At 68.8% G+C, this 26,431-nt stretch carries 25 protein-coding genes; 14 read left to right on the forward strand and 11 right to left on the reverse strand.

Features of this window, described 5'->3' with window-relative positions:
- Positions 1-46: 46 nt before the first annotated feature.
- Positions 47-370, reverse strand: a complete 324-nt coding sequence (locus tag OG389_RS13570; protein WP_328298734.1) for a hypothetical protein — start codon at positions 368-370, stop codon at positions 47-49.
- Positions 371-391: 21 nt separating this feature from the next.
- On the opposite strand from OG389_RS13570, the gene OG389_RS13575 reads away from it, so the two are divergent.
- The 11 genes from OG389_RS13575 (at position 392) to OG389_RS13620 (ending at position 12,706) form a co-directional block, all read left to right on the forward strand.
- Positions 392-805, forward strand: coding sequence for a GNAT family N-acetyltransferase (locus OG389_RS13575; protein ID WP_328298735.1), 414 nt, complete (start codon positions 392-394; stop codon positions 803-805).
- Between the two features lie 111 nt (positions 806-916).
- Positions 917-2,428 (forward strand): S8 family peptidase, encoded by a 1,512-nt coding sequence (locus OG389_RS13580; RefSeq protein ID WP_328298736.1) that lies wholly within the window; start codon positions 917-919, stop codon positions 2,426-2,428.
- A gap of 343 nt (positions 2,429-2,771) precedes the next feature.
- Positions 2,772-4,064 carry a hypothetical protein gene (locus tag OG389_RS13585; RefSeq protein ID WP_328298737.1) on the forward strand — a complete coding sequence of 431 codons (1,293 nt, stop codon included), beginning with the start codon at positions 2,772-2,774 and terminating at the stop codon, positions 4,062-4,064.
- A 116-nt stretch (positions 4,065-4,180) separates the two neighbouring features.
- Positions 4,181-5,227, forward strand: coding sequence for a WxL protein peptidoglycan domain-containing protein (locus OG389_RS13590; RefSeq protein ID WP_328298738.1), 1,047 nt, complete (start codon positions 4,181-4,183; stop codon positions 5,225-5,227).
- A 60-nt stretch (positions 5,228-5,287) separates the two neighbouring features.
- Positions 5,288-5,575, forward strand: coding sequence for a hypothetical protein (locus tag OG389_RS13595; protein WP_328298739.1), 288 nt, complete (start codon positions 5,288-5,290; stop codon positions 5,573-5,575).
- 442 nt (positions 5,576-6,017) lie between these two features.
- The gene (locus OG389_RS13600) at positions 6,018-7,721 is read left to right on the forward strand and encodes a recombinase family protein (protein ID WP_328298740.1); all 1,704 of its coding nucleotides are present in this window, start codon (positions 6,018-6,020) and stop codon (positions 7,719-7,721) included.
- 1,898 nt (positions 7,722-9,619) lie between these two features.
- Positions 9,620-10,042 carry a hypothetical protein gene (locus tag OG389_RS13605; protein WP_328298741.1) on the forward strand — a complete coding sequence of 141 codons (423 nt, stop codon included), beginning with the start codon at positions 9,620-9,622 and terminating at the stop codon, positions 10,040-10,042.
- Positions 10,042-10,971: a hypothetical protein gene (locus OG389_RS13610; protein WP_328298742.1), complete on the forward strand. Its 930-nt coding sequence runs from the start codon at positions 10,042-10,044 to the stop codon at positions 10,969-10,971. The genes OG389_RS13605 and OG389_RS13610 overlap by 1 nt, the downstream gene beginning before the upstream one ends.
- A gap of 226 nt (positions 10,972-11,197) precedes the next feature.
- Positions 11,198-11,374, forward strand: a complete 177-nt coding sequence (locus OG389_RS36765) for a helix-turn-helix domain-containing protein (RefSeq protein ID WP_443059428.1) — start codon at positions 11,198-11,200, stop codon at positions 11,372-11,374.
- A gap of 483 nt (positions 11,375-11,857) precedes the next feature.
- Positions 11,858-12,190, forward strand: a complete 333-nt coding sequence (locus OG389_RS13615; RefSeq protein WP_328298743.1) for a hypothetical protein — start codon at positions 11,858-11,860, stop codon at positions 12,188-12,190.
- Positions 12,191-12,433: 243 nt separating this feature from the next.
- Positions 12,434-12,706 carry a hypothetical protein gene (locus tag OG389_RS13620; RefSeq protein ID WP_328298744.1) on the forward strand — a complete coding sequence of 91 codons (273 nt, stop codon included), beginning with the start codon at positions 12,434-12,436 and terminating at the stop codon, positions 12,704-12,706.
- 64 nt (positions 12,707-12,770) lie between these two features.
- Here the strand turns inward: OG389_RS13620 and OG389_RS13625 are convergent, their stop codons facing one another.
- The 9 genes from OG389_RS13625 to iolC form a co-directional block, all read right to left on the reverse strand.
- Positions 12,771-13,142, reverse strand: coding sequence for a hypothetical protein (locus OG389_RS13625; RefSeq protein ID WP_328298745.1), 372 nt, complete (start codon positions 13,140-13,142; stop codon positions 12,771-12,773).
- A 147-nt stretch (positions 13,143-13,289) separates the two neighbouring features.
- Positions 13,290-13,730: a glycine-rich domain-containing protein gene (locus tag OG389_RS13630; protein WP_328298746.1), complete on the reverse strand. Its 441-nt coding sequence runs from the start codon at positions 13,728-13,730 to the stop codon at positions 13,290-13,292.
- Positions 13,731-14,006: 276 nt separating this feature from the next.
- Positions 14,007-14,216 (reverse strand): hypothetical protein, encoded by a 210-nt coding sequence (locus OG389_RS13635; protein ID WP_328298747.1) that lies wholly within the window; start codon positions 14,214-14,216, stop codon positions 14,007-14,009.
- A gap of 89 nt (positions 14,217-14,305) precedes the next feature.
- A complete protein-coding gene (locus tag OG389_RS13640; RefSeq protein WP_328298748.1) occupies positions 14,306-15,154 on the reverse strand; it encodes a helix-turn-helix domain-containing protein in 849 nt (282 codons plus the stop codon).
- Positions 15,155-15,173: 19 nt separating this feature from the next.
- The gene (locus OG389_RS13645) at positions 15,174-15,698 is read right to left on the reverse strand and encodes a DUF6879 family protein (RefSeq protein WP_328298749.1); all 525 of its coding nucleotides are present in this window, start codon (positions 15,696-15,698) and stop codon (positions 15,174-15,176) included.
- A 363-nt stretch (positions 15,699-16,061) separates the two neighbouring features.
- A complete protein-coding gene (locus tag OG389_RS13650) occupies positions 16,062-17,561 on the reverse strand; it encodes a CoA-acylating methylmalonate-semialdehyde dehydrogenase (RefSeq protein WP_328298750.1) in 1,500 nt (499 codons plus the stop codon).
- 11 nt (positions 17,562-17,572) lie between these two features.
- On the reverse strand, positions 17,573-19,456 hold the full coding sequence (gene iolD / locus OG389_RS13655) for a 3D-(3,5/4)-trihydroxycyclohexane-1,2-dione acylhydrolase (decyclizing) (RefSeq protein ID WP_328298751.1): 1,884 nt from the start codon (positions 19,454-19,456) through the stop codon (positions 17,573-17,575).
- Positions 19,453-20,508 (reverse strand): 5-deoxy-glucuronate isomerase, encoded by a 1,056-nt coding sequence (gene iolB, locus OG389_RS13660; protein ID WP_328303757.1) that lies wholly within the window; start codon positions 20,506-20,508, stop codon positions 19,453-19,455. The genes iolD and iolB overlap by 4 nt, the downstream gene beginning before the upstream one ends.
- 7 nt (positions 20,509-20,515) lie before the next feature.
- Positions 20,516-21,508 (reverse strand): 5-dehydro-2-deoxygluconokinase, encoded by a 993-nt coding sequence (gene iolC, locus OG389_RS13665; protein WP_328298752.1) that lies wholly within the window; start codon positions 21,506-21,508, stop codon positions 20,516-20,518.
- 66 nt (positions 21,509-21,574) lie between these two features.
- On the opposite strand from iolC, the gene OG389_RS13670 reads away from it, so the two are divergent.
- The 3 genes from OG389_RS13670 to OG389_RS13680 all read left to right on the forward strand — a co-directional run bounded on the left by OG389_RS13670 (position 21,575) and on the right by OG389_RS13680 (position 24,025).
- Positions 21,575-22,489, forward strand: coding sequence for a sugar phosphate isomerase/epimerase family protein (locus OG389_RS13670; RefSeq protein ID WP_328298753.1), 915 nt, complete (start codon positions 21,575-21,577; stop codon positions 22,487-22,489).
- Positions 22,490-22,545: 56 nt separating this feature from the next.
- A complete protein-coding gene (locus OG389_RS13675) occupies positions 22,546-23,559 on the forward strand; it encodes a Gfo/Idh/MocA family protein (RefSeq protein WP_328298754.1) in 1,014 nt (337 codons plus the stop codon).
- Between the two features lie 265 nt (positions 23,560-23,824).
- On the forward strand, positions 23,825-24,025 hold the full coding sequence (locus tag OG389_RS13680; RefSeq protein ID WP_030297784.1) for a helix-turn-helix transcriptional regulator: 201 nt from the start codon (positions 23,825-23,827) through the stop codon (positions 24,023-24,025).
- A gap of 45 nt (positions 24,026-24,070) precedes the next feature.
- On the opposite strand, the gene OG389_RS13685 is transcribed toward OG389_RS13680, so the two are convergent.
- Positions 24,071-26,332, reverse strand: coding sequence for an MMPL family transporter (locus OG389_RS13685; protein ID WP_328298755.1), 2,262 nt, complete (start codon positions 26,330-26,332; stop codon positions 24,071-24,073).
- Positions 26,333-26,431: the final 99 nt, after the last annotated feature.

Here is a 26,431-nt window from a genome sequence, read left to right on the forward strand (position 1 = left end):
GCCCGCCGGACCTCTGACCCCGCTCCGCCCGCCCGGCGGGTGAGCCTCAGCGCGTGCGCGGTTCGCGGGCCGCCGCCAGCTCCGCGAGACGGGCTCCGTGGGGGCGCAGCCAGTCCTGGGGCGAGGCGGCCCCCAGCGCGTTCATCTCGGCGTGGGCGAGCGGCGTACCGCGCAGCGGCCCGGTCCCCGGGCCTTCCTCGTACGCCTCGTTGCGGCTCGCGGCGAGCGTCCGGCCGCCCGCGTCCGTCAGGACCGCCCCCACCGCCAGGCCTCCGGCCGCCAGCGCCTCGTAGGCGAGGGCGAGCGCCCCGCGCACCGGCTCCGGCACCGCGTGCCACGCCGTGTCGAAATCCCGCTCCTCCCTGCTCATCGGGCCATTATCGTCACCCTCATGGACATCCGCCCCGCCCGCACCCCCGCCGAACTCCAAGCTGCCGAAGCCCTCTTCGACGGCCCCGCCCGCACGGAGTGGTCGGAGCGGTTCCTCGCCTCCCCCGGGCACCTGATGCTCATCGCCTACGTGGACGGTGCACCCGTCGGCATGGTCTCCGGCGTCGAGATGAGCCACCCCGACAAGGGCACCGAGATGTGCCTCTACGAGCTCTCCGTGGACGAGGGACACCGCCGGCGCGGCATCGGCCGCGCCCTGACCGAGGCGCTCGGCGCCGAGGCCGGGAAGCGCGGCTGCTACGGCATGTGGGTCGGCGTCGACACCGACAACGAGGCCGCGCTGGCCACCTACGGGGCGGCCGGCGCGCACGACGAGGGCGTCTTCACCATGCGCGGCTGGCCCATCGCCCCGTAGACCGTCCCTTCCGGATCCCGCCGGGCCCGTGTCGCCCCTGGGGCGGCGTGTCGTGGGGCCACTCGGCGCACCCTCCGCGCGGCCGGCCCCCGCCTCGCCGAGCATCGGCGCATGACCCCACTCACCGCGCTGCTCCCGGCCGCCGCCCTGCTGGCGGTGGTCACCGTCCTGCCGCCGTACGCCGCCGAGGCCTCCGCCGCCACCGACGACCCCACCGCCTCCTACGTCGTCGTCCTCAAGGACAGCGCCACCCGAGCCTCCACCCGCGCCTCCACCCGCGCCCTCGCCGCCGAGGCCGAGGCCGCCGGGGACCGCGTCGGGACCGTCTACGACACCGCTCTCAACGGATTCGCCGTCCGCACCACGGCCGCCCGCGCCGCCGAACTCGCCGCCGACCCCCGGGTCGCCTCCGTGGAACCCGACGCGATCTTCCGGATCGACGGCGCCCGCACCGGCCCCGCCGACGACGACACCCCCGCCCCCACGGCCATGCCCGTACCCGTACCCGTACCCGCGCCCGCGCCCGTACCTGTACCCGCGCCCGTACCCGCGCCCGCGCCTGTACCCGCGCCCGTACCCGCGCCGACGCCAACGCCCGAACCCACGCCCACGCCCACCCCCGTACCGGCGCCGGTACCCGCGCCCGCGCCCACCCCCGAACCCACGCCCACACCCGTGCCCACCCCCGTACCGGCGCCCGTACCCGTACCCGCGCCCACGCCCACACCCGTACCCGCACCCACCCCCGCGGTGGCCCTGGTCCAGACGCCCGCGCCCTGGTCCCTGGACCGGCTCGACCAGAGCGCGCTCCCGCTCGACGGCTCGTACACGTACTCCACCAAGGCGGAGGGGGTCACCGCGTACGTCGTGGACACCGGGATCAACACCGCGCACCAGGAGTTCGGCGGGCGGGCCAGATGGGGCGCCAACGCCGTGTACTGGGAGGCCGCCACGGACTGCAACGGCCACGGCACGCACGTCGCGGGGACCGTCGGCGGGGCCACCTACGGTGTGGCGAAGGGGGTCTCGCTCGTCGCCGTGAAGGTCGCGGACTGCCGCGGGGAGGCGAGCCTGTCGGCCATCGCGGGCGGTATCGACTGGATGGTGAAGGACGCCCTCAAGTCGCCCATGACTCCGGCGGTGGCGAACATGAGCCTGGGCGGCGACTCCAGCTTCGCCCTGAACAAGGCCGTGACCCGGGCGATCGCGTCCGGGATCACCTTCTCCGTGGCGGCCGGCAACTCCGCCGAGAATGCCTGCACCGGCTCCCCGGCCGGCGTCCGGGAGGCACTCACCGTGGGCGCGACGGACGCCGGGGACCGGCTGGCCTCGTTCTCCAACTACGGTGCCTGCGTGGACCTCTCCGCCCCCGGCGTGGCCATCACCTCGGCCTGGAAGGGCTCCACGACGGCCGCCGTGCGGGCCTCCGGCACCTCGATGGCGGCCCCGCACGTGGCGGGCGCCGCCGCACTGGTACTGGCCAGGAGCGTGGCGGCCGGCGGACCGCGCGCGACACCCGCGCAAGTGGCCGAAATCCTTCTGCGGGACGCCGTACGGGACCGGCTCACGGCCCTGCCGGCCGGCACACCGAACCTCCTGCTGCACGTCCCGGCGGACAAGTAGCCCGTACGGGGATCCCCGCCGGCGGCGGCCTCCCCGCCCCGGCGGGCGACGGCCGGGCACCGGGCCGACCGCGCCCGGACCCCGCTCCCACCAGGGGCTCCGACCAGGGGCGGGAGCGCCCGGGAAGTACCCCCTGCCCCACCCGTACCGCCCACCGGCCGGTCGGTATCCCGGCCCCCGCCCCACCCGACCTGATGGCACATCAATTTCTGTGTGCTTCGGGCGAAAGCAAGTCATTGACTTCTCATCACCGCGACGCGTCAATGTCGGCCACCGCACCGGCTCGACCTCCCCCACACAGCGGGTGGGGGGAGGGTTCGTATGACGAAGGAGTCGCGACCCAGTGAGTACAACGTTTCGACGAAGAGTTCTGGCCGGGACGGGTGCCTTGTCCCTCGTCCTGACGGGCGCCGTAGTGGGCCTGTCGGGTACCGCGCAGGCCGCGACCAAGACGACGTCCGTGAAGCTGGACTGCGTTGCCCCGCCGCCCCAGGCCGGGGCGACCGGCAACCAGGACTTCACGATCACGCTGCCCGACGGAGCCAAGGCCGGCGACGTGGTCCCGATCACCATCGACCCGGGTGCGAGCCCGGTCATCCCGGGCTTCTCCGTCACGACGGTGAACACCTCCAAGATCACCCTCAAGGTCGGGTCGACCACGCAGACGGTCGTCAGCCCGCCCGAGACGGTCAGCGTGGTCGCCGGACAGCCGCTCGACCCCTCCGGCTTCTCCGGCACCATCAAGATCCCGGACGGCACCGAGGGCACCGCGGTCAGCGTGGCCCTGGACCTGTCGGTGACCGACGCGAACCTCGGCGGATCGGTCTTCACGACCACCTGCACGCCGAACCCGCGCCCGAGCGCCTCGCTCGGCTCGGTGGCGGTCGAGGCCCTGCCCAAGGACCCGATCACCACGAAGCTGACGCCCAACAGCGGCAAGGCCGGCCAGGAGGTCGTCGTCACGGGCGCCAACTTCCCGGCGGGTCCGGTCACCTGCTCCGGGCTCAAGGGCGGTGCCGCCACGGGTGAGACCGGCAACGGCACGGCCACCGCGGCCGGCGTCGCCACGTGCAGCCTCATCGTCAACGTGGACACCGACCAGATCAAGATCGACGGAGCGATCGCCCCGTACAAGGACTACGTCTTCATCAAGGAACAGCCCGGCGTACAGAACCCGGTCGACGTCGAGGTCCTGCCCGGCCCGCTGGCCATCGGCCCGCAGGCCGGCAACCCCGCCGTCAGCTTCGGCAAGGTCACCATCAACGGCAAGTCCCAGTCCGTCATCGGCCAGTTCACCGCGATGGCCGTCCAGGACTTCCGCGGCGGGACCCTCGGCTGGGACGTCTCGGTGACCCGTACGCCGTTCCTGAACTCGGTCACCGGCCACGCCATGCCCACCGCGCAGATCGGCATCCAGCCGACCTGCAAGGTGACCAACGCCGACAGCCCGAGCCCCTGCACCGCCGGTGCCCCCGGCGCGATCTCCGACACCCCGATGAAGGTCGCCTCGCAGAGCGCGGGCGGCGACAACCTGACCGGTGGCGAGTTCGAGGTCGGCGGCGCCGGAATGATCCAGCTCCCGCCGTTCATGTTCGCGGACACCTACCAGTCGGTCGTCACCTTCTCGATCGCCTGACCCGTACGGCCCCGCTCCAACCCGGGTGGTGCGGCGCTCCGGCGCCGCACCACCCTTCCGCGCTTCCCCGGCACCGCCCCACCGACACCCCGTCCGCGCCGACTGGAGAACCGCCCATGCGCACCCGCACCCGCACCCGCCGTACCTCCCTCTACGGGCCGCTCGTCACTCTCCTCCTCCTGCTGGGTACGGGCCTGCTCCCCGCGGGAACCGCGACGGCCGCCGACAACGGCACCTGGGGTGTCTTCCCGACGCCGCCCGCCGGTGCGGCGATGACCGACCGCGCGTACTTCTTCCACCAGGGCGAGGCCGGCACCACCGTCAGCGACAGCGCGACGATCGTGAACTCCTCCGACAAGGAGCTGACGTTCCAGATATTCGCCACCGACGCCATGAACACCCCGGTGGGCGGCGGCTTCGCGTTGCTGCCGGTCGAGACGAAGCCCAAGGACGTCGGCACCTGGATCGCACTGCCGCCCGAGACGAAGACCACCGTCACCGTGCCGCCCAAGGGCCGCAAGGACTTCCCGTTCTCCGTGAAGGTGCCGGCCGACGCGACGCCCGGCGACCACGTGGGCGGGATCGTCGCCCTGAACACCGCGGTGGAAGGCGTCCAGCAGGAGGGCAAGGTCCAGGTCGGGGTCAAGCGCCAGGTCGGCGCCCGGCTCTACTTCCGGGTGCCGGGGCCGGTGACCCCGGGGCTGAGCGTGGAGGACGTGAAGGTCAACCGGTCGGCGCCGCTCCTGCCCTGGGTCAAGGACGCCCACGCCACGATCACCTACTCCCTCGTCAACCGGGGCAACGTAGTCGTCGAGCCGAAGGTGACGGTCTCCGCCGAGGGCCTGTTCGGGCGCCGGGTGCTGGACCGGCCGGCCCGTGAACTGAAGCTCGTGCTCCTGCCGGGCCAGCGGATCGAGCTGACCGAGGACTGGGCCGACGCGCCGCAGTCGGACTGGGTCACCCTCGAGATCACCGCCGGGGCCTCCGCCTACCCCGACCTCGCCTCCGCATCGGCCACGGACCTCCTCGCCGTGCCGTGGCCCGCGCTCGGCGCCCTCCTGGTACTGGCGGGTGCCTGGATCACCACCCGGGTGCTGCGCAAGCGCCGCCGGGCCGGGTCCGAACAGGCCGAAGCGGCACCGGACTTGGCTGAAGCCCGCTGACGGGTGAAGGTGTCCCCCGGTGACGGCATCCGGCCATCACCCGGTAGGGGGGCACCGCGCATGGCACCACAGCACGGCGACGAGGGGGCCGCCCGGGCGGCGGGCCCGGCCGCCCACGGGATCGGGCTGCTGGCGCTCGTCGAGCGGACGTTGGGCACCGGCACCGCCGCCTACCTCCCCGGCGGAGGCTGGATCCGGCTGACGCTTCCCCTCGACGACGGCGGCGGAGATCGGTCCCGGCTGGGGCCTCGAGGCTCACCGCCGGGACCTCGCCGCAGTACCTCGGCCACTCCGCCGGGGCCGCGCTCGCGCTGGACGCGGCCGCGCACGACGACTCCCCGCGCCTGACGCGGGTGGTGGCCCTGGACACGACCGGCCCCTACTCGGGCGACCTGGCCGTACGGGCGGCCCTGACCCGGGACGCGTACGAGGCCCAGCTCGCCCGGGGAGCGTACGCGGCGGACCCGGGCCTGGCGGCGCTGATCGCACGGGCCGTCACCGAGCGGTCTGGGCGGGCGGCAACCAGCGGGTCCCCTTCACCGTCGTCCCCGGCTACGGCCACGGCGACGCCGTCTGGTCGGCGACGGCCGCGCCCGACGTCTGGTCACTGCTCCAGGCCATGCCCGGCCGGGCCGGGACGGGAACGGGCTCGCCCCCCGCGGTGAGGGTTGCGGGGGGCGAGCTGTCCTGCGGGGCCGGGCGTCCGGTCAGTGGTTGCGGGGGAACCCGAGGTCACTGGATTACCGCATCACCGGATGCGGGACCTGCGGGGCCGACAGAGAGTGTCCATATGGCCCGCGCGCTACTCGCTGCCCGCATCAGCGATGACAAGAACGACAGCAACAGCATCGAGGCCCAGCTAGAGGACCAGCGGGCCTGGGCGCTCGCTGGTGGCCACACCGTAGCGGGTGAGGTGGAGGACCGGACCGTGTCCGGCGACGTGAACATGTACGACCGCCCGAAGCTCGGCAAGTGGCTGACCGACGACAAGCGAACTGAGTGGGACACGTTGGTGGTCTCGACTCAGGACCGGCTGTCCCGTGATGACCTCCACTTCATGGCGTTCATCAAAGACGTGCTCGACTGGGGCAAAACCCTGATCGTTCTAGATGACCCAGCCTTCGACATCACCACCGAGATTGGCCGGTTGATCGCCTACGCGAAGGCCACACAGGCGGCCGGTGAACTCCGGAAGATCAAGGAGCGGGTAACCAAGTCCCGCGCCTACCTCCGGCGCCATGCCCGGTGGGCTGGCGGGACGCCCCCATACGGATACAAGAAGGTCAAGAACGTCCCCCGGGCCGAAAACAGTCAGTGTGAAACCTGTGGCATTTGGCTGGAGGCTAACCCTAACGGCAAGGGCTACCACCTAGAGCCCGATTCCGTTTCGGCCCTGGTGGCACAAGAGGCCGTCAGCCGGATGCTCAACGGGGATTCGCTCTCGAACATCTGCCGAGACTTCACCGAGCGCGGAATCCTGTCTCCGTGGGACTACGCCCGAACCAAGATGGTCACCCCGAAGGAACCGACCGGGGCCGCATGGGATGTCTCCGGACTCCGCCGAATCCTCACGAGTGTTGCCCTCATCGGGCACACAACCCACGCAACCGAAAGGGACGTCAACGGGAAGGCGCTCAAGGTTGAGATTGTGCGGGGCGAAGATGGGATGCCCCTTCAGGTGGCAATTGCCATCATCGCCGTGGGCGACTTCCGCAGGCTCCAAATCCTCTTGGAAGCGAAGGCCAGCAGTCCCGGCATGTCTCGCAGTAAGTACACCAGCTACATGCTTCGACAGGTTGGATTCTGTGGATATCACGTAGCGGCGAACGCTGGCGACCTCGATTTCATGATGCTCATGATGGAAGTCAGCCTTGCCGCAGCCACCAGCAGCGGCCAGTCAGAAAGCGGCGACGTTTTCAAGTTCCCTGTGTACGGACAGGCCTCCACGAAGAACGGCAAGACAACCGGCTACTACCGGTGCAAGAAATACATGGGATGCCCTGACGGCAAGAACCATAGGGCAGACACCCTGGAGCCGGCCTTCGAGGCGGCTTTCCTTGCAGAAGTCGGCGACCTGCCGCACATTCACCGCGTCTTCATTCCTGGCGAAGACCATTCGGAAGAGCTGGCAGCTGTAGAGCGGTCGATTGTCGACCTTGAAGAGGACAGGTACGAACACGGCCTCTACCAGAATGAGGACGGCAAGAAGAGGTATCGACGCATGATGGGGAAGCTGGAGGCGAAGAAGGAGAGGTTGCAGGCTCTACCGTCTCGCAAGGCAGAGACCCGCGACGAACCCTCTGGGATGAACCTGCGTACGTATTGGGAGACTCTCGACTACGCGGATCGGGGTCACTGGCTGCGGTCGATCGAGATGCGGGCGCTCGTGATCAGGCAGGCGGATGGTTCTCCCGTGGTCGTGCTGGCGATTCCCCCCGGCTTCAAGGAACGAGCCTTGAAGTGGGCTGCTACTCGCGAGGTGATAGCCCATTAGCAGAACGATCCATCAGATGATCAAGGCTCTGTAGAGCCGATGAGAGCCCCCGACTTCCCGCCGGGGGCTCTTCCATTGTCGTGGCCACGATCAAACAGGCTGATCGCATCACTACATACAAGCGGAGAGCCCATTCACCGAAGGAGCACGAGCATGGACGCAGCACACGGAACCATGAGCAGCACTGACATCGACCGGTCGAACGTCGTGAAGCGATGGACCTTGGCAATAGCCGCAGATTCCAAGCTGACGGCCTCTGAGCGCCTGCTAGGTGCCGTGATAGGCCAGCACGCGAACTACAAGACCGGCCTGGTCTACATCGGCTCGGAGCGCCTGGCGGAAATCCTGGGAACCACCGAACGGAAGGTGAAGGAGCGCCGTAAGGCCGTCAAGGCCCGGAGCTGGATGGTCGACACCGGCGAGCGCGTTGGCCGCGCCACCATCTATCAGCTCACCATTCCTACCGTGCCCAATCCGGGCACGGTGCCTAATCCAGGTGATTCAACAGTGCCCAATCTGGCCACGAAGGGTGCCCAATCTGGGTCTGTACCGTGCCCAATCCAGGCACCCATACATACAAAGGAACCTACAAAGGTTCCTACTGTAGAAGGTACTACTACTGAGAAGCCGGAAAATCCGGCTGAGACTAAGTGTGAATCTGATCTACCTTCGGGATCATCTTCACCTGTAGAGGCCGGTCCGGAAATCCGGCCTCTTGGTCTAGTTACTCTGTCCTCCTCCGTCGGTACTGGTAGCTCCTATCCGTCGCTACCGTCCTCCGGTTATCCCTGCAACCCCACCTGCCTAGGTCACTCCTTCGGAGATTCCCCAAGCTCTCCTTGCTCCTACTAAAAATCCCCCGGCTCTATGGCCGGGGGCTTCTCCCTCATTCTCAGACGTACAGCTCTTCCAACATCTCCAGCACCTCAGGGGTCCTCGTGGCGTCCTGCCGGACGCTCCTGGCCGCAGCGTCCCGAAGGCAACGCAGAGCCTTCCTGTCCTGCCCTCGATACTGCTGCGCTGCTCTTCCGGCATACGCCATAACGAGTAGCTCTCTCTTCATGCCTTGATGCCGGTCAAGGCTGATGCCGTCCGCGTGCGCGGCAGCGTATACGCGAGACTCGGCCTGAGAGGCCGTGCGCGCCTCCCTCTCGGCCTCTTGAGCGTCTATAGCGTCCAAATACGCCTGCGACGGCCCGGAAGCCCTCTTGCGGCCTCCCAGCCCGTGAGAGACGCGTATAGGGCCTACGCCGAATCCGATGCTGACGCGGGGCATGGGGGTGCTCCTGAGTTCGTGGGGGCACTCAGGCTACGTGAGGACTTTGGTCCCGCCGGCTGCGGGACGTTCGACCTGAATCCGATATCGGCTGACCTAAACTACGCCGCGCACCCCTATGTAATAAGTGAGGGGACGCTGTTAGCCACCCCCTGACTCCTTAGAACTCTGAGCGCCTTAGCCGGGCGCTCTTTTTATTTGGGCCAGTAGTTCTGATCAGAACCGAGAGGAGGCGTTCCCGTGAAGGAGTGCCGACGGTGTGAGCACATGAAGCCTCTCACCGATTTCAACCGGAGCTCGTCTCATCGAGACGGATTCCAGAAGTGGTGCCGGGAATGCTTCCGAGAGTACAACCGGCACTGGAACCAGCAACACAAGATTGTGAGGGTCAAGCTTTGACTTACCAGCAGCGATACAACCGAAACTTCTTCAACTTCCGCGAGGCCGGCTGCCTGCCGAATTGCCCGGGAGCGACGTCCGACGACTATGAAGCCGCTTTCTGGGCGGCAGCAATCCCGAACAGTGATTCCTACCAGATGAACCGCCACGCTCAGGGTTGCCCGAATATTCGAACCCGTCCGCGCAACGTTTTTGCGGGCGACCTCGTCGGGGGTGAGTGCTAATGCCGCAGAGTCAGGAACTGACGTTGCTTCCGGCTGACGGGTACCGGGCTGTGTTCTATCGCCATCCTGTCGGATATTCCAAGAATGACGATGGCACCTACAACGTGCCTCGCGGCGACTATCTCATCTACGCCGCCCCGGTCATCAGGTTCGGAGTGAACACAGCTATCGCTAAGGCGTCCGTAAACGGTTCTCTCGTCGGCGTTGCTTACGTCCAGACACGAGAAGGTGCAATCAACGCTTTCCATCGCACTGAGGGGGACTTCCTGGGGATCGCGGGCCCGGCAGAGAGTACACGCTCCCCGCTCTTCCAGAAGAAGGCGTGCGATAAGGCCCGGGAGATTACTGCCGGGATGTTCAAGCAAGACCAGATCAATACAGAGAAGGCCGCCACCCTGGCGGGTATCAAGGAGGAAAACTAATGACAGAGCCCACGTTCGAAACCTATGCAGAGGTCAACCAGCGAGTGCAGGTTCACGAGGCATTCCAGGCATCCAAGGATGCTGCGCTTGCCATGGAGCGCATGAAGCCCACCTACCGACCCCGGTTCGACATGCCGGAGATTCCGGCCAGCTATCAGCCGCACAGCACGGATGACAAGGGCGTGAAGGATGCCGGTAAGGCTCTCGACAATGCCGTTGCCTACCTGTCCAGGAACGCGGAGGCTCACGAGGCCGCTGCTACCGCTTTCGGCGAGGTTGTTAACGAGCGTCGGACCGCCATTGCCGAGTATGAGTCTGCTGTCTCTGAGGCTGTCTCTAAGGGCATGGACGCCCCGGAATATCCGGAGCTTGACGAGAAGGCTCTTACGGCCGCTCACCGTGAGCTGAACAAGCTTGAGACCGTCATTCCGGCTGCTGCCGGTAAGGCCGATGACGCTGTCTCGGCTTTCGCTGCCGAGCGGTCCCGACTCCGCGCTACGGCTACTTACCGGAAGTGGGCAGACAAGGAGGCCGCTACGAAGAATGAGGCCGCCGTGAAGGCGCTCAATGCCCTTCGTGAGGCACTGGCCGAGCGTGACACGATCCTGGGCACTCTGCCCGATGCTTTCTCGGATATGAACGGGGTCCCGTTCCAGGAACTCCGCAGCGGAAACACATTCGGCTCTGGTGGCCTTGCTGGTTCGTCGGCCGGCCCGGCTTCCCTTGGGGATTCTCTGGCCTTTGTAGAGGCAGCCGTGACCCCGGGCGAGGGCGTTTCTCCATGGATGCCTTCGCAGCTTCCCCCTGAGGCTCGGGAGGAATACGCGGGACGCGTGGCCCACTCCAAGATTGACCATAATGCAGCCCGAAAGGCCGAGCAGAGCGATCGACTGGCCGACGCTCTTCAGCACCGAATGCAGAGGATCTGATCATGCCCCAGCCTCGAATTGTCTATAACGCTGCCGGGCAGCGATCTGTCCAGTGGGTTCACACGGACTTTGGGGAGTCTGACGCGCCACTGGGTGCGGGCGGGCTAATTCCTGATGGCAGTGCATCCAGCCTCGCTAATCACGGCAACGAACAGATCAGGTTCATGGACATTCACGATGATTACGTACACCGCTCCGAAAGGGCTGGACGGTGAATCCAGAAAGGATGAGGGCGCGACGCAAAGCGTTGAACGTTTCACAACGTGAGGTTGGCGAACTGATTGGTGTTGTCCATTCGACGGTGTGTCAATGGGAACGAAACGCACGCAAACCACGGCAACGCAACGAGTTGCTTTGGAATGCTGCACTCAATCACATTGCGAGCAAGAACAAGAGTCGATGACATTTCGATGTGTTGTTTGAGTGAGTGAAGAAGGTTGACGCTTTGGCTTTCTTCGCTCGCTCAATCCACACACACAACGGTCACACGCACAGCTCATGGAAGCACAGAGTGGATGCGTGAGGGTGCGAGGTGAGTGGATGAGTGAGAGCAAATCGAATCGAAGCGAAACGCTTTGTTCTTCAGTTTTTCAAAAATTTTCGATCTTTCGCTTGAGCTTCAAAACGTTTTAAGCGAACGAAATCCTTGGCGAAAAAGAAGCGTGGTGGCGGGTGGGGGGTAACCCAAATGCATTTGGCTTCCCGGCCGATGCGTCATAGCGCTCTCGGGCCCAAGCACTCCCCAAACCCTCTTCTAAGCCGTGATCAAGGCTCTATTTCAAGGAATTCCGGCTTTTTCCTTGTCCGCAAACTGCACCACAACCCATGTAATTACCGGCCTCCGAGAGGCCGCATTGTCTGCAAATCAACCCCTCAAGGAGGACTCGTGACCACCAAACGCAAGGCGCCGGCTCAGCGAATCGAGGCTGAGCTGCTGGAGAAATTCACCCGAGATGGCATTCGCCTATCTGGGTTCGAGAAGCGATATGTGGAGTCGGCGGCGCAGCATATTGCGCGAGCCGAGAAGATGGATCGACTCGTCAAGGATCAGGGCTCCATGGTTCCTGGCGGGAATCGCAGCGGTGTCTTCGTCCTTCATCCTGGCATTGCTGAGGCTCGGCAGTCTCGTGCTCTTGCTGACAAGATGCTGGCTCTTATCCAGAAGCCGACCACTGCCGCACCGTCGCGCCGTGCCGCTAAGCGCGGGGAGCACCACTAATGGCCGAGTGGATTAACGAGGTGGCCGATAATACCGAGCGGATTCGGCTAGCTCGAAAGATGTGGGAGTACGCCGATGCCCTGGGGACGGAATACCGGAACCTATGCCTGGAGAAGTACGGGGATGTGATATCTGATGTCACCTAATCCCAAGACGACGACAGTTTGGGGCCGTGTAATCGGCCCTGATGGCTGCCCGGCTTCCGGCCGGTTCGCTATTTCGCTCCCGCATGCCATTCACTATGTGCGCGGCGCCGAGGGTGGAGCCCTGCTGAGCGGCCGTGACTACGTGGTGCAGCTGGACGAGTCCGGAAGCTTTGAGTTCCGGCTGATAGCCAACGATGATCCCGACTGGTCGGCGTTCGGCCGTGGCTGCTCTGAGCCTGTCCCCTGGTTCTGGGATCTCCGTGCGGAGTTCGACGGCTGGACTTATGCCGAGTGGCACCTACAGGTGCCCATGGCCAATGAGTCCCTGTTCTTCGGTGACCTCGTCAACGCCCCTTGGTGCACCAGGTGAGGCAGGCCCTTCGGCCCTGCCGGCCACGGGACGAAGGTCCTTCCGCGGGACCTACCCGACGGGGCTACGCCGTGTAGATCGGCGTGTACGCGGCCACCTGCTCAGGGGTGACCTCCTCCACGGTCATGGCTCCCGTCCAGAGGTGCTCGCGGTGGCAGTACCCACCCAAGTTGGCGCGCTTACCGCGCTGAAGCTTCCACGTACCCACAGCCAGCTTCACGACCATGTCGCTGCCGCATGTGAGCGAGCGGTTCGCCTGCGCCATGATCCAGCGGGCGTGTTCGTCGTCGCCCGTGTTCGGACGGCACATCGTCCGGGCCATCTGCCACAGCCGCCCCCACTCGACACCAGGAGTCAGGGGGCCGACCACGGCCACTTCTCCAATGCCCCGGCCATCGAGGGAGTGGGTTGCGTAGCCGAAGACCGTGCCGAACATGCGGAATACGGTGACCCTGCTCTGTCCGGACAGAGTCTCATCAACTGGCATGCGGTATACCTCTGTTCATGGGTGAGCCCCGGACGCATTGGCCGCGTCCGGGGCTCATCTCTTGGGTAGTGCCGTCCGACAGGCGGAGCGGCTGGATCAGCAGCAGCCGCCGTCGCCGCAGCACGCGGGCTGGTTGCAGTCGGCCGAGGTACCCCACAGGCGTTCGTCTACCTCGAACCCGGCGGCCTTGATCCGGTCCGCGACGGACACCATGAGCGGCCGCGTCCGGATCTTGGAGTTCGGCGCGTGGTGGACGAAGTGGCCGAACTGTTCTTCGCACCACGCGGCGTAGTCCTGGGTGTGGAGCATGAACGTGTGCCACCCCGGATCGACGATCTCCGAGGGGGCCATGTCGAAGGCCTTGGCGTCGCCCATGACCTTGAGGAAGGCGAGGGCCTGGTCCATGACCTTGCGGGCTACAGACAGCTCCTGCCCGTACTCGTCCGCGCAGAACGCGGACAGCTTCTCGAACAGCTCGGGACTGACGAGGTCTCGCCCGTGCCGCAAGGCGACGGGAGTTTCCACCATGGTCGTCATCGTTGCCCCTCCTGATCTGCTTGACGGCCCAGTGAGGCCGTCTCCCGCCCTTAGTGGGCGGAAGTCTCCGTGACCCTCATGGCCTCGGCTATCTGCTCCACCACGGCGGCCGGGAGCATCCCCAGGTGGACGTACGCCAGCCCGTTGAAGGTGACCGTGGGTCGTATGCCGCTCCACGCCGACTCGGGGACCCCGAGGGAGGCGAGGGCGGCGCGTATCGCTTCGGAAGCGTCAGTGGCCTTCGCTCGGCGTCTCGCCAGGTCTGCATCTCCACGGTCAAGCCGCCACGGTCCGGCTCGGGCACTTGTCGTGCCGGTAGACGGTGGCGGGCGCACCCGACACGCGGTCGATGACTCCCCGGCGGACGGGTTCGAGCGGCTTCACCGTTCGGGAGCAGGCGGAGCACGTGCGCCCGGGGGCGTAGGTCAGGTACTCCCATGCATCCCGGTCGAGCTCCGGAGCCTCTGCCTTCTTGCTCTTCGCCATGTCGCACCTCTCCGCTTCGCCGGGTGTGCTGACGACGTTAGGGAGGGTGCTAGGCAGGCATCCACGTTGTTGCAAGCTGTTGCACGGATTCACTCAAGTGCGTTGATTGCCTTGGTGATTAGGTCGCGGGCCGGCGTTCCGCGCACGGCGATGCGGGACAGGTCCAAGAAGGCCCGAAGGTAGGTGCTGATCTCCCCTGGCGCAGTCAGGTTGATCTCTGCCGTGAGGGTCTCGACGGCTACCTGTTGGTCGTCGAAGGCGTAGAACGCTTCGAGCGGCCATACCGTCCGGCGGGCACGGGCAGGGATGATCCCGAGGGATACGTTCTGCTGGCCCATCACAGCGAGCAGTTGCTCTAGCTGCTCGCGCATCGCGGGGTCGTCGCTGACCCGGTAGTAGAGAACCGTCTCCTCAAGGAGGATCGCGAAGCGGTGGTCACCTTCCCTGATGACCTTGGATCGGGCCTGTCGGGCCCGTACGGCGTCCGCCACGTCGTCGGGAGTTCCCTGGAACGTGGTGATGGCCTTGAGGAGCCCTGTGGCGTATCCGGCGGTCTGGAGCATGCCCGGGACGACGTTCGAGGCGTAGACACGAAATGAGCGGGTCCGCTGGTAGAGCGGGGTTGTCTTCTCGTGGATGCGGCGCATGCCGTCGCGGTGGATCTGCTTCCACTCGACGTACATCGACTCTGCGTTTCGGGAGGCCGCGATTATGTCGGCCGCCTGGTCCGGTGCCCCGCAGGCCGCGCACCAAGCACGGATGTCCGCATCGGAAGGCCACGAGAGGCCCCGGGCGATGCGGGACGACTTAGCCCGGTGCCAGCCGCACCGGACGGCCAGGTCATGCCCTGAGAGCCCAGCGTCTTTCATCAGCTCTTGCAGACGGGTGGCCACGGCGGCCCGTGCTGCTTGGGCGGTGGAGAGCGGGGAGGAAGGCATGAACTGACCGGCCAGTGATTCAGACGGTGTACTTCTCGTGCGGGATGCCGCGCTCCCACACTGCTTCGAACGCTGCTGCACAGTGGGCGGCTACGGCAGGGTCTTCGGTCTGGTCGGTGTGCACCCAACGGCCGACCCCGTCGAAGATGTTGAACTGGACGAGCTTCCCATCGAAGAGCCAGTAGTCATTGCCCGGGAGGGCAAGGTCTGACGCTTGGCGGCGGGGGAGCCAACGGACCTGCTCACCGGCTGCCACGTTGGTGAAGGTGAAGGAGTGCTCGAAGGCGATGTAGTCGCTCACGGGCTCCGAGATCACGCGGGCCCTGCGGATCAGCACACCCTTGGCGGTGACCTCCTGGACGAGGTCGAGCCAGGGGCGCCACCACGAAGCGCGGTTGTCCGGGTCGAGCCGGTGCCCGTTCTTCCACTCGGCGAAGCCGTCGATCTCGTTGTCGACGCCGTACCCGTCTCGCAGCTCCAGATGTACGGCCGACTTCTGGACCGACCTGATGAGGTCGGAGAAGTCAGTCAGACTCTGCGACACGAATAGCCTCCTTGAGCAGTGGGATCATCCTGGGCTCAAGGATGATCAAGGCTTCATCGTCGGACCGGGGCGAGTCAGCCGCTGCCTGGTCGTGAGCGTCGCTGTCCGCCTGCTTCCCCTGTACGAGGATGCGGCGGTCGTCGTCCACCCACACGGCCGGGCATCCGTGATCTCCAGACTCAGGATCTTTACCGACGAACCGTAAGGCCATGGTGTCCCTCCCTGTCGAGCGCGTTGCGCCTGGTTGCACAACCCTCACCCTCCCGGATTGCGGAGGGCAAGAGGGCGGGAACGGCAGAAACCCCCGGCCGGTGAGGGTTGGCCGGGGGTCTGCGTTTTGGGGCGCCTGTCAGGCGTCAGGCATTATCGAGACGTCGGGAACCCGAGGTCCACGCCGGCCGGGGCGTCCGACGGGTCGGGCCAGCGGGTCGTGACGACCTTGCCCCGGGTGTAGAAGTGGATGCCGTCGTTGCCGTAGATGTGGTGGTCGCCGAAGAGGGAGTCCTTCCAGCCACCGAAGGAGTGGTAGCCCACCGGCACCGGGATCGGCACGTTGACGCCGACCATGCCCGCCTCGATCTCCAGCTGGAAGCGGCGGGCGGCGCCGCCGTCACGGGTGAAGATCGCGGTGCCGTTGCCGAACGGCGAGGCGTTGATGAGCGCCACGCCCTCCTCATAGGTCTCGGCGCGCAGCACGCACAGCACCGGGCCGAAGATCTCGTCGCGGTAGGCGTCGGAGTCGGTCTTGACGTTGTCCAGCAGCGAGAGCCCGATCCAGTGACCGTTCTCGTTGCCCTCCACCGTGAAGCCGGTGCCGTCCAGGACCACGTCGGCGCCCTGCGCGGCCGCGCCCTTCACGTACGAGGCGACCTTGTCGCGGTGCACGGCGGTGATCAGCGGGCCCATCTCGGAGAGCGGGTCGTTGCCGGGGCCGATCTTGATCTTCTCGGCGCGCTCGCGGATCTTCTCCACGAGGGTGTCTCCGATGGAGCCGACGGCGACGACGGCGGAGATGGCCATGCAGCGCTCGCCGGCCGAGCCGTAGGCGGCCGAGACCGCCGCGTCGGCGGCCGCGTCCAGGTCGGCGTCGGGCAGCACCAGCATGTGGTTCTTGGCACCGCCCAGGGCCTGTACGCGCTTGCCGTTGGCGGAGGCGGTGGTGTGGATGTGGCGGGCGATCGGGGTCGAGCCGACGAAGGAGACGGCCGCGATCCCGGGGTGCGCGAGGAGCGCGTCGACGGCCACCTTGTCACCGTGGACCACGTTCAGCACGCCCGCCGGCAGACCGGCCTCGGTGGCCAGCTGCGCCAGCAGCGTGGAGGCGGACGGGTCCTTCTCGCTCGGCTTGAGGATGAAGGTGTTGCCGCACGCCACGGCCAGCGGGAACATCCACATCGGGACCATCGCCGGGAAGTTGAACGGGGTGATGCCCGCGACCACGCCGATCGGCTGGCGGATCGAGGAGACGTCCACGCGGCTGGAGACCGACGTCGACAGCTCGCCCTTGAGCTGGACGGTGATCCCGCAGGCCAGCTCGACGATCTCCAGGCCGCGGGCGACCTCGCCCAGCGCGTCGGAGTGCACCTTGCCGTGCTCGGCGACGATCAGGTCGGCGATCGCGTCGCGGTTGGCGTCCAGCAGGGCGCGGTAGGCGAACAGCACCTTGGTGCGGGCGGCCAGCGAGGACTGGCCCCAGGACAGGAACGCCTCCCTGGCGACGCGGACGGCCGAGTCGACCTCCTCCGCCGACGCGAGGGCGACCTGGGTGGTGACCTCGCCGGTGGCCGGGTCGGTGACCGGGCCGTAGTTGCCCGACGCGCCCTCGACGGTCTTGCCACCGATCCAGTGGTTGACGGTCTTCATGCCTTGCTCCTTCACAGATGGCGACGTCGCTGCGCGGCTTGCCGGTCGTACTCTTCGCGGGCCTGGGCCGCCGACGCACGGGTCGCGGTCTCGGCCACAGGCACATCCCACCATGCCTGTGCCGGGGGCGGGCCCGACACAGTGTCGGGTGTTCGGGTCTGTGCGTAGACACATGTGGGACGGTCCGCCATCCGCGCCTCGGCGAGGGCTTTCCGCAGGTCACCAATGGTGTGGGCGCGGATCACGGCCATTCCGAGGGAGGCCGCGTTGGCCGCCAGATCCACTGGCAGCGGCGCACCGGTGTACGAACCGTCCACCGCCCGGAAGCGGTACGCGGTCCCGAACCCCTCGCCGCCCACCGCCTCCGAGAGGCCGCCGATGGAGGCGTACCCGTGGTTGTCGAGGATCACCACCCGGACCCGGATCCCCTCCTGCACGGCCGTGACGATCTCGGTCGGGTTCATCAGGTACGTCCCGTCACCGACCAGCGCCCACACCGGCCTGCCGGGCGCGGCCAGGGCCGTGCCGATCGCGGCGGGGATCTCGTAGCCCATGCAGGAGTACCCGTATTCGACGTGGTACTGGTCGGCGGAGCGGGCCCGCCACAGCTTGTGCAGGTCACCGGGGAGCGAGCCGGCGGCGTTGATCAGGATGTCGCTGCCGTCCACCAGGCCGTCCAGCAGGCCCAGTACCTGTGCCTGCGTCGGGACGGCGTCCTCGTCGGGAGCCGCCCAGGCCCGGTCGACCAGCCGCTCCCACGCCCTCTTCCCTTCTTTGTACGCCGCCTCGTACGAGGGGTCCACCCGGTACCCGGCGACCTCGGCCCGGAGTTCTTCCAGGCCCACTCGGGCATCGCAGACCAAGGGCCGGGCGGCGAGCTTGTGTGCGTCGTACGGGTCCAGGTTGAGTCCGAGGAACCGCACGTCCGGGTGGCGGAACAGCGTCGAGGAGGCGGTGGTGAAGTCCGTCAGCCGGGTCCCGGCCGCGATCACCAGATCGGCCTCGCGGGCCAGCGCGTCGGCGGTGGCCGTGCCGGTGTGCCCGATTCCGCCCACCTCGGCGGGGTGGTCCCACGGCAGCACGCCCTTGCCCGCCTGCGTGACGGCCACCGGGATCCCGGTGGCCCGCGCGAGTTCCGCCAGCGCGGCCCCCGCCGCGCTGTGCCGGATCCCGCCGCCCGCGATGATCAGCGGTCGCGCGGAGCCCCGTACGGCCCGGGCGGCCGCTGCCAGCTCGGTCCGGTCCGGCCGGGGCCGGCGCACGCCCCACACCCGCTCGGCGAAGAACTCCTCCGGCCAGTCGTACGCCTCCACCTGCACGTCCTGCGGCAGGGCCAGGGTGACGGCGCCGGTCCGCACCGGGTCGGTGAGGACCCGTACGGCCTGGAGCGCGGCGGGAACGAGGGCTTCGGGACGGGTGACGCGGTCGAAGTAGCGGGAGACCGGGCGCAGCGTGTCGTTCACGGAGACATCACCCGCTTGGGGGACCTCCAGCTGCTGGAGCACCGGGTCGGCGGGCCGGGTCGCGAAGGTGTCCCCGGGCAGCAGGAGCACCGGGATCCGGTTGATGGTGGCGAGCGCGGCGCCGGTGACGAGGTTGGTCGCCCCCGGCCCGATGGAGGTGGTGACGGCGTGTGCGGACAGCCGCCCGCTCTGGCGCGCGTACCCGACGGCGGCGTGCACCATGGCCTGCTCGTTGCGCCCCTGGAGGAACGGCATCTCCTCGCGCCCGGTCTCCAGCAGGGCCTGCCCGATCCCGGCGACGTTCCCGTGCCCGAAGATCCCCCAGGTGGCGGCGACCAGCCGCTGCCGCTGGCCGTCGCGCTCGGTGTACTGCCGGGCGAGGAAGCGGACGAGGGCCTGCGCGACGGTGAGCCGGAGCGTCCGGTTCGTCATACGGGGTCCTCCGCACGGTAGAAGGGGAGCCGGGGGTCGGTGTCCTGACCGGTCCAGGTGGAGCGGATCCAGCCGTGATCGGGGTGATCGCGGATGAGCCACTCCCGGGGCCCGCCGGGTCCGGCCATGACGTTGAGGTAGTACATATCGTGGCCGGGCGCGGCGATGGAGGGACCGTGCCAGCCGTCCGGGATGAGCACGGTGTCCCCGGTCCTCACCTCGGTGAGGATGTCGGTCTTCCCCGCCGGGGAGGGGCTGACACGCTGATAGCCGACTCCGGGCGTGTCCCCGTGCGGGGCGATCTCGAACCAGTAGATCTCCTCCAGGCGGGACTCCTCGCCGGGATGGTGCTCGTCGTGCTTGTGCGGTGGGTACGAGGACCAGTTCCCGCCCGGGGTGAGCACCTCGACGGCGATGAGCCGGTCGCACGCGAAGGCATCGGGGCCGGCTGCGGCGAAGTTGTTGACCTGCCGCGAGCACTGGCCGGCCCCGCGGAGCTCCACCGGGACCTCCCGGGCGGGCCCGTACCTGGCGGGGAGCCGCCGCTCGCACCGGGCCCCGACGAGCGCGAACCGCCCGCCGACGGCGGCCCGGATCTCGGCGTGCCCGTCCCGGGGCAGGTAGGCGAAGTCGGTGACGCCGTCGAACACCCCGCGGCGGCCGCGCAGTTCGAATCGTTGCGGTCCGCTACTGGGGGCGCTGCCCCCGGACCCCCGCGCCTCAATCGCCGGCGGGGCTTGATCTTGGCCGGCGCCAGCCTGCACGTGCGCGTCGCGCACCGTACGCCCCGGCGGGCCGAGTTGCCGCGCAGCGGCAACTCCAGCCCCGGCGCTTGAGGCGCGGAGGCCCGGGTCTTCCAGCCCCGCCGGCGTTTGAGGCGCGGGTCCGGGCTGAGCCCGGTTTCGGGAAGGGGCGGGGTGGGGGAAAGGCTCCGTGCAGCGGACCTCGCAGCCGCCGGACAGCGGGAGCACGATCCATTCCGACTCCCCGCACGTGTGCGCGTACACCTCCCCCGGCCCGAGGTCGAGCACGATCAGCCTCGTCCATTCCATCCCCCACTCAGACACCACCGGCACGGCCGAGCACCTCCTCCACTTCCCCGGCGAACGGCATCGCCGTCGAGCACGCCAGCCGCGAGGCCACGATCGCCCCGGCCGCGTTCGCGTAGCGGATCACCCGCTCCAGCCCCCATCCCGCGAGCAGTCCGTGGCACAGCGCCCCGCCGAACGCGTCCCCCGCCCCGAGCCCGTTGACGACCGTCACCGGCACCGGTGCGGCCTCCACCACGGTCCCGTCGCGGTGGGCGGCCAGCACCCCCGCCGGGCCCCGCTTCACCACCGCCAGGTCCACTCCGGCGGCGAGCAGTGCCCGGGCCGCCGCGTACGGCTCGCTCTCGCCCGTGGCGAGAGCGCACTCCTCGGTGTTGCCTACGGCCACCGTGGCCATCGAGAGCGCCCGCCGGTACCACTCCCCCGGCCCGGTGGCACCGTCACCGTCCCCGGCCCCGTCCCCGGAAGGCCACAGCATCGGGCGCCAGTCCAGGTCGAACACCGTGAACCGGCTCTTCCCGCGCGCCTCCAGCGCGGCCAGCGTGGCCGTCCGGCTCGGCTCCGCGCTGAGCCCCGTACCGGTCATCCAGAACACCCGCGCCGCCCGCACCGCGTCGAGGTCGAGCTCCTCCGGGCCGATCTCCAGGTCCGGCGCCTTCGGGTAGCGGTAGAAGTACAGCGGGAAGTGGTCCGGCGGGAAGATCTCGCAGAAGGTCACCGGTGTCGGATAGGCAGCCACCTCCCCGGCCCACCGGTCGTCCACCCCGAACCCGCGCAGCTCCGCCCGGAGGTACGCCCCGAAGGGGTCCGCCCCGGTCCGGGTGATCACCGCCGTCCGCCGCCCCAGCCGGGCCGCCGCGACCGCGACGTTGGTCGGCGAACCTCCCAGGAACTTCCCGAAGGTGTCCGCCTCCCCGAGCGGTACGCCCGTCTTCAGGGGGTAGAGATCCACCCCGATCCGCCCCATCGTGATCAGGTCGAACGCCAACGGATCCGCAGCCATCACCACACCAATCCTCCCGATCGAGTGCTCCCCGTACCCGAGAGCCTCGCACCCTAAGGTGGCCGTATGACGTCCTCACCGCCCGAGTTGACCCGTATCCGCATCGGCTCGGCTCCGGACTCCTGGGGGGTCTGGTTCCCCGACGATCCCCGGCAGACGCCGTGGGAGCGGTTCCTCGACGAGGTCGCCGACGCCGGGTACGAGTGGATCGAGCTGGGGCCCTACGGCTACCTCCCCACCGATCCCGTCCGGCTCGCCGACGAGGTCGCCAAGCGCGGCCTGCGGGTTTCCGCCGGAACCGTCTTCACCGGACTCCATCACGGGCCCGCCGTGTGGGAGGACACCTGGGAGCACGTGTCGCGGATCGCGGAGCTGACCCGGGCCGTGGGTGCGGGGCACCTCGTCGTGATCCCGTCCTTCTGGCGGGACGACAAGACCGGCGAGGTGCTGGAGGACCGCACCCTCACCCCCGGCGCCTGGCGGGAACTGACCACGCAGACGGAGCGGCTGGGACAACGGGTCCAGGACGAGTACGGGCTGCGGATCGTCGTCCACCCGCACGCCGACACGCACATCGACACCCCCGAGAACGTGGCCCGCTTCCTCGACGCCACCGATCCCGCGCTGGTCGCGCTCTGCCTGGACACCGGGCACTACGCGTACTGCGGCGGCGACAGCGTGCGGGCCGTCGAGACCTTCGCCGAGCGGATCGGCTACCTCCACCTCAAGCAGGTGGATCCCCGGATCCTCGCCGAAGTCCGCGCCGGCCAGGTGCCCTTCGGGCCGGCCGTGGCGCGCGGGGTGATGTGCGAACCGCCGGCCGGAGTGCCCGCGCTGGAACCGGTGCTGGCCGCCGCCCAGCGGCTCGGCGTGGACCTGTTCGCCATCGTGGAGCAGGACATGTACCCGTGCCCGCCCGACCGGCCGCTGCCGATCGCCCGCCGCACCCGCGCCTACCTGCGCTCCTGCGGCGCCCGCTGACCGAGACGTCCCGGCCTTGCCCGTACGGCCGCCGCACCCCCATGGAGGAACACGACATGACCAGCACGCTCGGTATCGCCGTCATCGGCACCGGGAAGATGGGATCCGACCACGTCCGCCGGTTCGGGCAGACGGTCGGCGGGGCCCGGGTGGTGGCCGTGGCCGACCCGGACGGGGACCGGGTCAAGGAGGTCGCGGCCGGGCTGGTGGGGGCCGGCGCGTACACCGATCCGGCGGCCGCGATAGCCGCGCCCGGGGTGGACGCCGTACTGATCGCCTCGCCCGGGCCCGCCCACGAGGAGGCGATTCTGCACGCGCTGGAGCGGGAGTTGCCGGTGCTCTGCGAGAAGCCGCTGACCCCCGACCCGGCGGGGGCCCTGCGGATCATGGAGGCGGAGCAGCGGCTGGGCCGCCGGCTCGTCCAGGTCGGCTTCATGCGGCGATTCGACGCCGAGTACGCGCGGCTCAAGGAGTTGCTCGACGCGGGCGGCATCGGGCGGCCGCTGTTCCTGCACTGCCGGCACCGCAACGCCTCCTCGCCGTCCTTCTTCACCAGCGACATGCTGATCAGCGATTCGGTGGTGCACGAGGTGGACGCGGCCCGCTGGCTGCTGGGCCAGGAGATCACCGCCGTGACGGTGCTCTCCCCGACGCCCACCTCCGCCGCGCCCGAGGGGCTGCGCGACCCCCGCCTCGTCCTCCTGGAGACCTCGGGCGGCGCCGTCGTGGACGTCGAGATCTTCGCCAACTGCGGCTTCGGCTACCAGGTGCAGTGCGAGGCGGTCGGCGAGTCCGGCAGCGCCCGGATCGGCGACGGCCACGCGATGGTCGTCCAGTCGGCGGGCCGGTGGGGCGGGGAGATCGACCAGGACTTCACCGTGCGGTTCGCCGACGCCTACGACCGCCAGCTCCGCCGCTGGGTCACCGCGGCGGCGCGGGGCCGGGTGGACGGTCCCGACGCGTGGGACGGCTACGCGGCGACGGCCGTCTCCGAGGCGGGCCTCACGGCGGCGCGCAGCGGCGTACGCACCCCCGTGGACCTCGCGCGACGCCCGGCCCTCTACACCTGACCCGCCTTCGCCCGGTCCCCCCTTCGACCCCGTCGACCCCTGTGATCCCCTGCGCCCTGTGTTCCGCATGTGTCACGGGGGTCCCCCGCGTGTCACACATATCCGCATTACGCGGGTTTTCCGTCACAGCCGGTCGACAGGCCCTCCCCTGGCCTCACCGTGCGTCGTTCTCCGGACACAACCTGAGTGATCGTCAGTGTCCACGCGCCGGCTCCCCCGACGGCCTCCCGGCCGGCCCTGCGGCGTGGACAAGGAGGTGTCGAGGATGAGCGACCGACAGCTGTGGTCGTACAAGGAGATCGCCGCTCACATCCGGGTGCAGCCGGACACCGTGCGCTCCTACCGCAAACACGGACTACTGCCCGCACCCGACCACGTGGAGGGCGGCAAGCCCTACTGGTACGCCGACACCATCCGCACCTGGGTGGCCCGCCGGCCCGGCAACCGGGGACGCCGCGAGGACTGATCCCGGCGTGCCGGCCATGGACGGGACCCACCCGGGCCCCGTCCGCTATCGGATCCCGACGGCTACGGGCTCGGGCTCGGCCTCGGACGCCACGGGCGTCGACGGGGACTCCCCCTCGCTCAGTCCGAACCGCTCGTGCAGCCTGCGCAGCGGCGCCGGCGCCCACCAGGTGGCCTTTCCGGTCAGCTTCATCACCGCCGGGACCAGCAGGCTCCGCACGATCATCGCGTCCATGAGCACGGCCAGCGCGATCCCCAGCCCCAGCATCTTGGTGTTGGTCACCCGCGAGCTGCCGATGGCGACCATCACCACCGCCAGGATCACGGCCGCCGCGGTGATCAGCCCACCCGTGCGGGTCAGTCCGGCGCGCACCGCGCCCTCGTGGTCCCCGGTGCGGTCGTACTCCTCCTTGATCCGGGATATGAGGAACACCCCGTAGTCCATGGAGAGCCCGAAGGCGATGCAGAACATCAGCACCGGCAGGGTGGTCTCGATGTCTCCCGTGGAGGTGAAGGAGAGCGGTCCCGAGAGGTGACCCTCCTGGAACACCCACACCACCGCCCCGAACATCGCGGTCAGGCTGAGCGCGTTGAGCAGGACGGCCTGGAGGGGTATCAGCAGGCTCCCGGTGAGCAGGAAGACCAGGAGCAGCGTGGCCAGCACCACGACGGCCAGGGCCAGGGGCAGCTTCTCGGCGATGGCCTTGCGGGCGTCGACGAGCACCGCGGCCTGTCCGGTCACGGAGGTCTCGAAGGGGGCGTCCACCGCCCTGACCCGGTCCACCAGGTCCTGGGTCGGCTCTCCCACCGCCTCCCCTTCGGTGAGCACCGAGAAGTAGGCATATCCCGTGCCTGCGGCTCCGCCGACCGGTCCTTCCACCCCGAGCACGCCGGGCAGGGCTTCCACCTGCCGCTTGTAGCCGTCGAGTTCGAAGGGCCCGGAGGCGCCCTCGGTCAGCACGGTCAGCGCGCCGCCGGGACTGCCCGGGAACCCGTCGCGTATCTGCTGCTGCACCACGTGCGACTCCGCGGTGTTCGGCAGCTGCCGGTCGTCCACGGTGCCGAACTTCACCCCGAGGAAGGGAAGTCCGAGGAGCAGCAGCCCGGCCGTGGTGACCACGGCGAACACCGGGGCGCGGCGCATCACCAGGGCGGTCAGCCGGGCCCAGCCCCGCCCGCCCGCAGCCGGGGCCGCGGCGCCCGCGCCGGAGCGCCCGGGCCGGCCGCGCCGCCACAGCCGGCGCAGGTCGAGGGAGTTGACCCGCTCCCCGAGCAGCACGAGCGCGGCGGGCAGCAGGACGAGCGCCGCCGCCGCGGCGAGCAGGACCACCGCGACCCCGGCGTAGGCGAAGGAGCGCAGGAAGTACATCGGGAAGAAGAGCATGGCCGAGAGGGACACGGCGACGGTCAGTGCCGAGAACAGCACCGTGCGCCCGGCGGTGCGCAGGGTGACTCCGACGGCCGCCACCGGATCGTGCCCGGCGGCCAGCTCCTCGCGGAACCTGCGCACGATGAACAGGGCGTAGTCGACGGCGAGTCCGAGGCCGAGCGCGGTTGTCAGGTTCTGCGCGAAGACCGAGACGTCGGTGAACTCGGTGAGTCCGCGCAGCACGGCATTGGTTCCGATGATGGCGACGACGCCGACACCGAGGGGCAGCAGGGCCGCGACGGCGCTGCCGAAGACCAGGACGAGCAGGACGAGCGTCACGGGCAGGGCGATCAGCTCGGCGCGCAGCAGGTCCTCCTGGATGGTGGAGGTCACTTCCCGCTGCACGGCGGCGGGCCCGCCGAGGGTGACCTCCACCGGGCCGTGTGCCCCCCGGTAGTGCGGGGCGATCCGGTCGAGCACGGCGTTGGCCGTCTTCTCGTCGCCGAGCACCCGGGCGGCGATCAGTGCCTGCCGGCCGTCCCCGGAACGCAGGACCGGCAGCCCGCTCCGCCAGTACGAGCCGACGCCGGTCACCCCCGGCTCGGCGGCGAGCCGCGCCGTCAGCCGCTCCGCCTCGGCGGCGACGGCGGGATCGTCCACCCCGGCCGCCCCGACCGCGGCTCCGGCGTCGACGAGCAGCAGCAGGTTCGGCTGGGAACCGGGGAACTCGCGCTCCAGCGCCCGGGTGGCATAGGTGGACCGGGCGCCGGGATCCTCCCAGCCCCCGCTCCCCAGCCGGTCCTCGACGCCGCTCCCGGCGAAGACCGCCAGTGCCGTGACCACGAGCGCGAGCAGCAGTGAGAGCCGTGGGCGTCCGGTGACGAACCCGGTCCACCGGCCGCCCTCCCCGGGCGACGGCGGTTTCTTGACTTCGGACATGTCTCGGTGTCCCCTTCACCGTGATTGCCAGGCCACATAGACTGGCAAACACGAGCAGTCGCTCGCGTTTCTCAAGAATGCGAGCGACCTCTCGCGTTT

Source organism: Streptomyces sp. NBC_00435, from assembly GCF_036014235.1.
GTDB lineage: Bacteria > Actinomycetota > Actinomycetes > Streptomycetales > Streptomycetaceae > Streptomyces.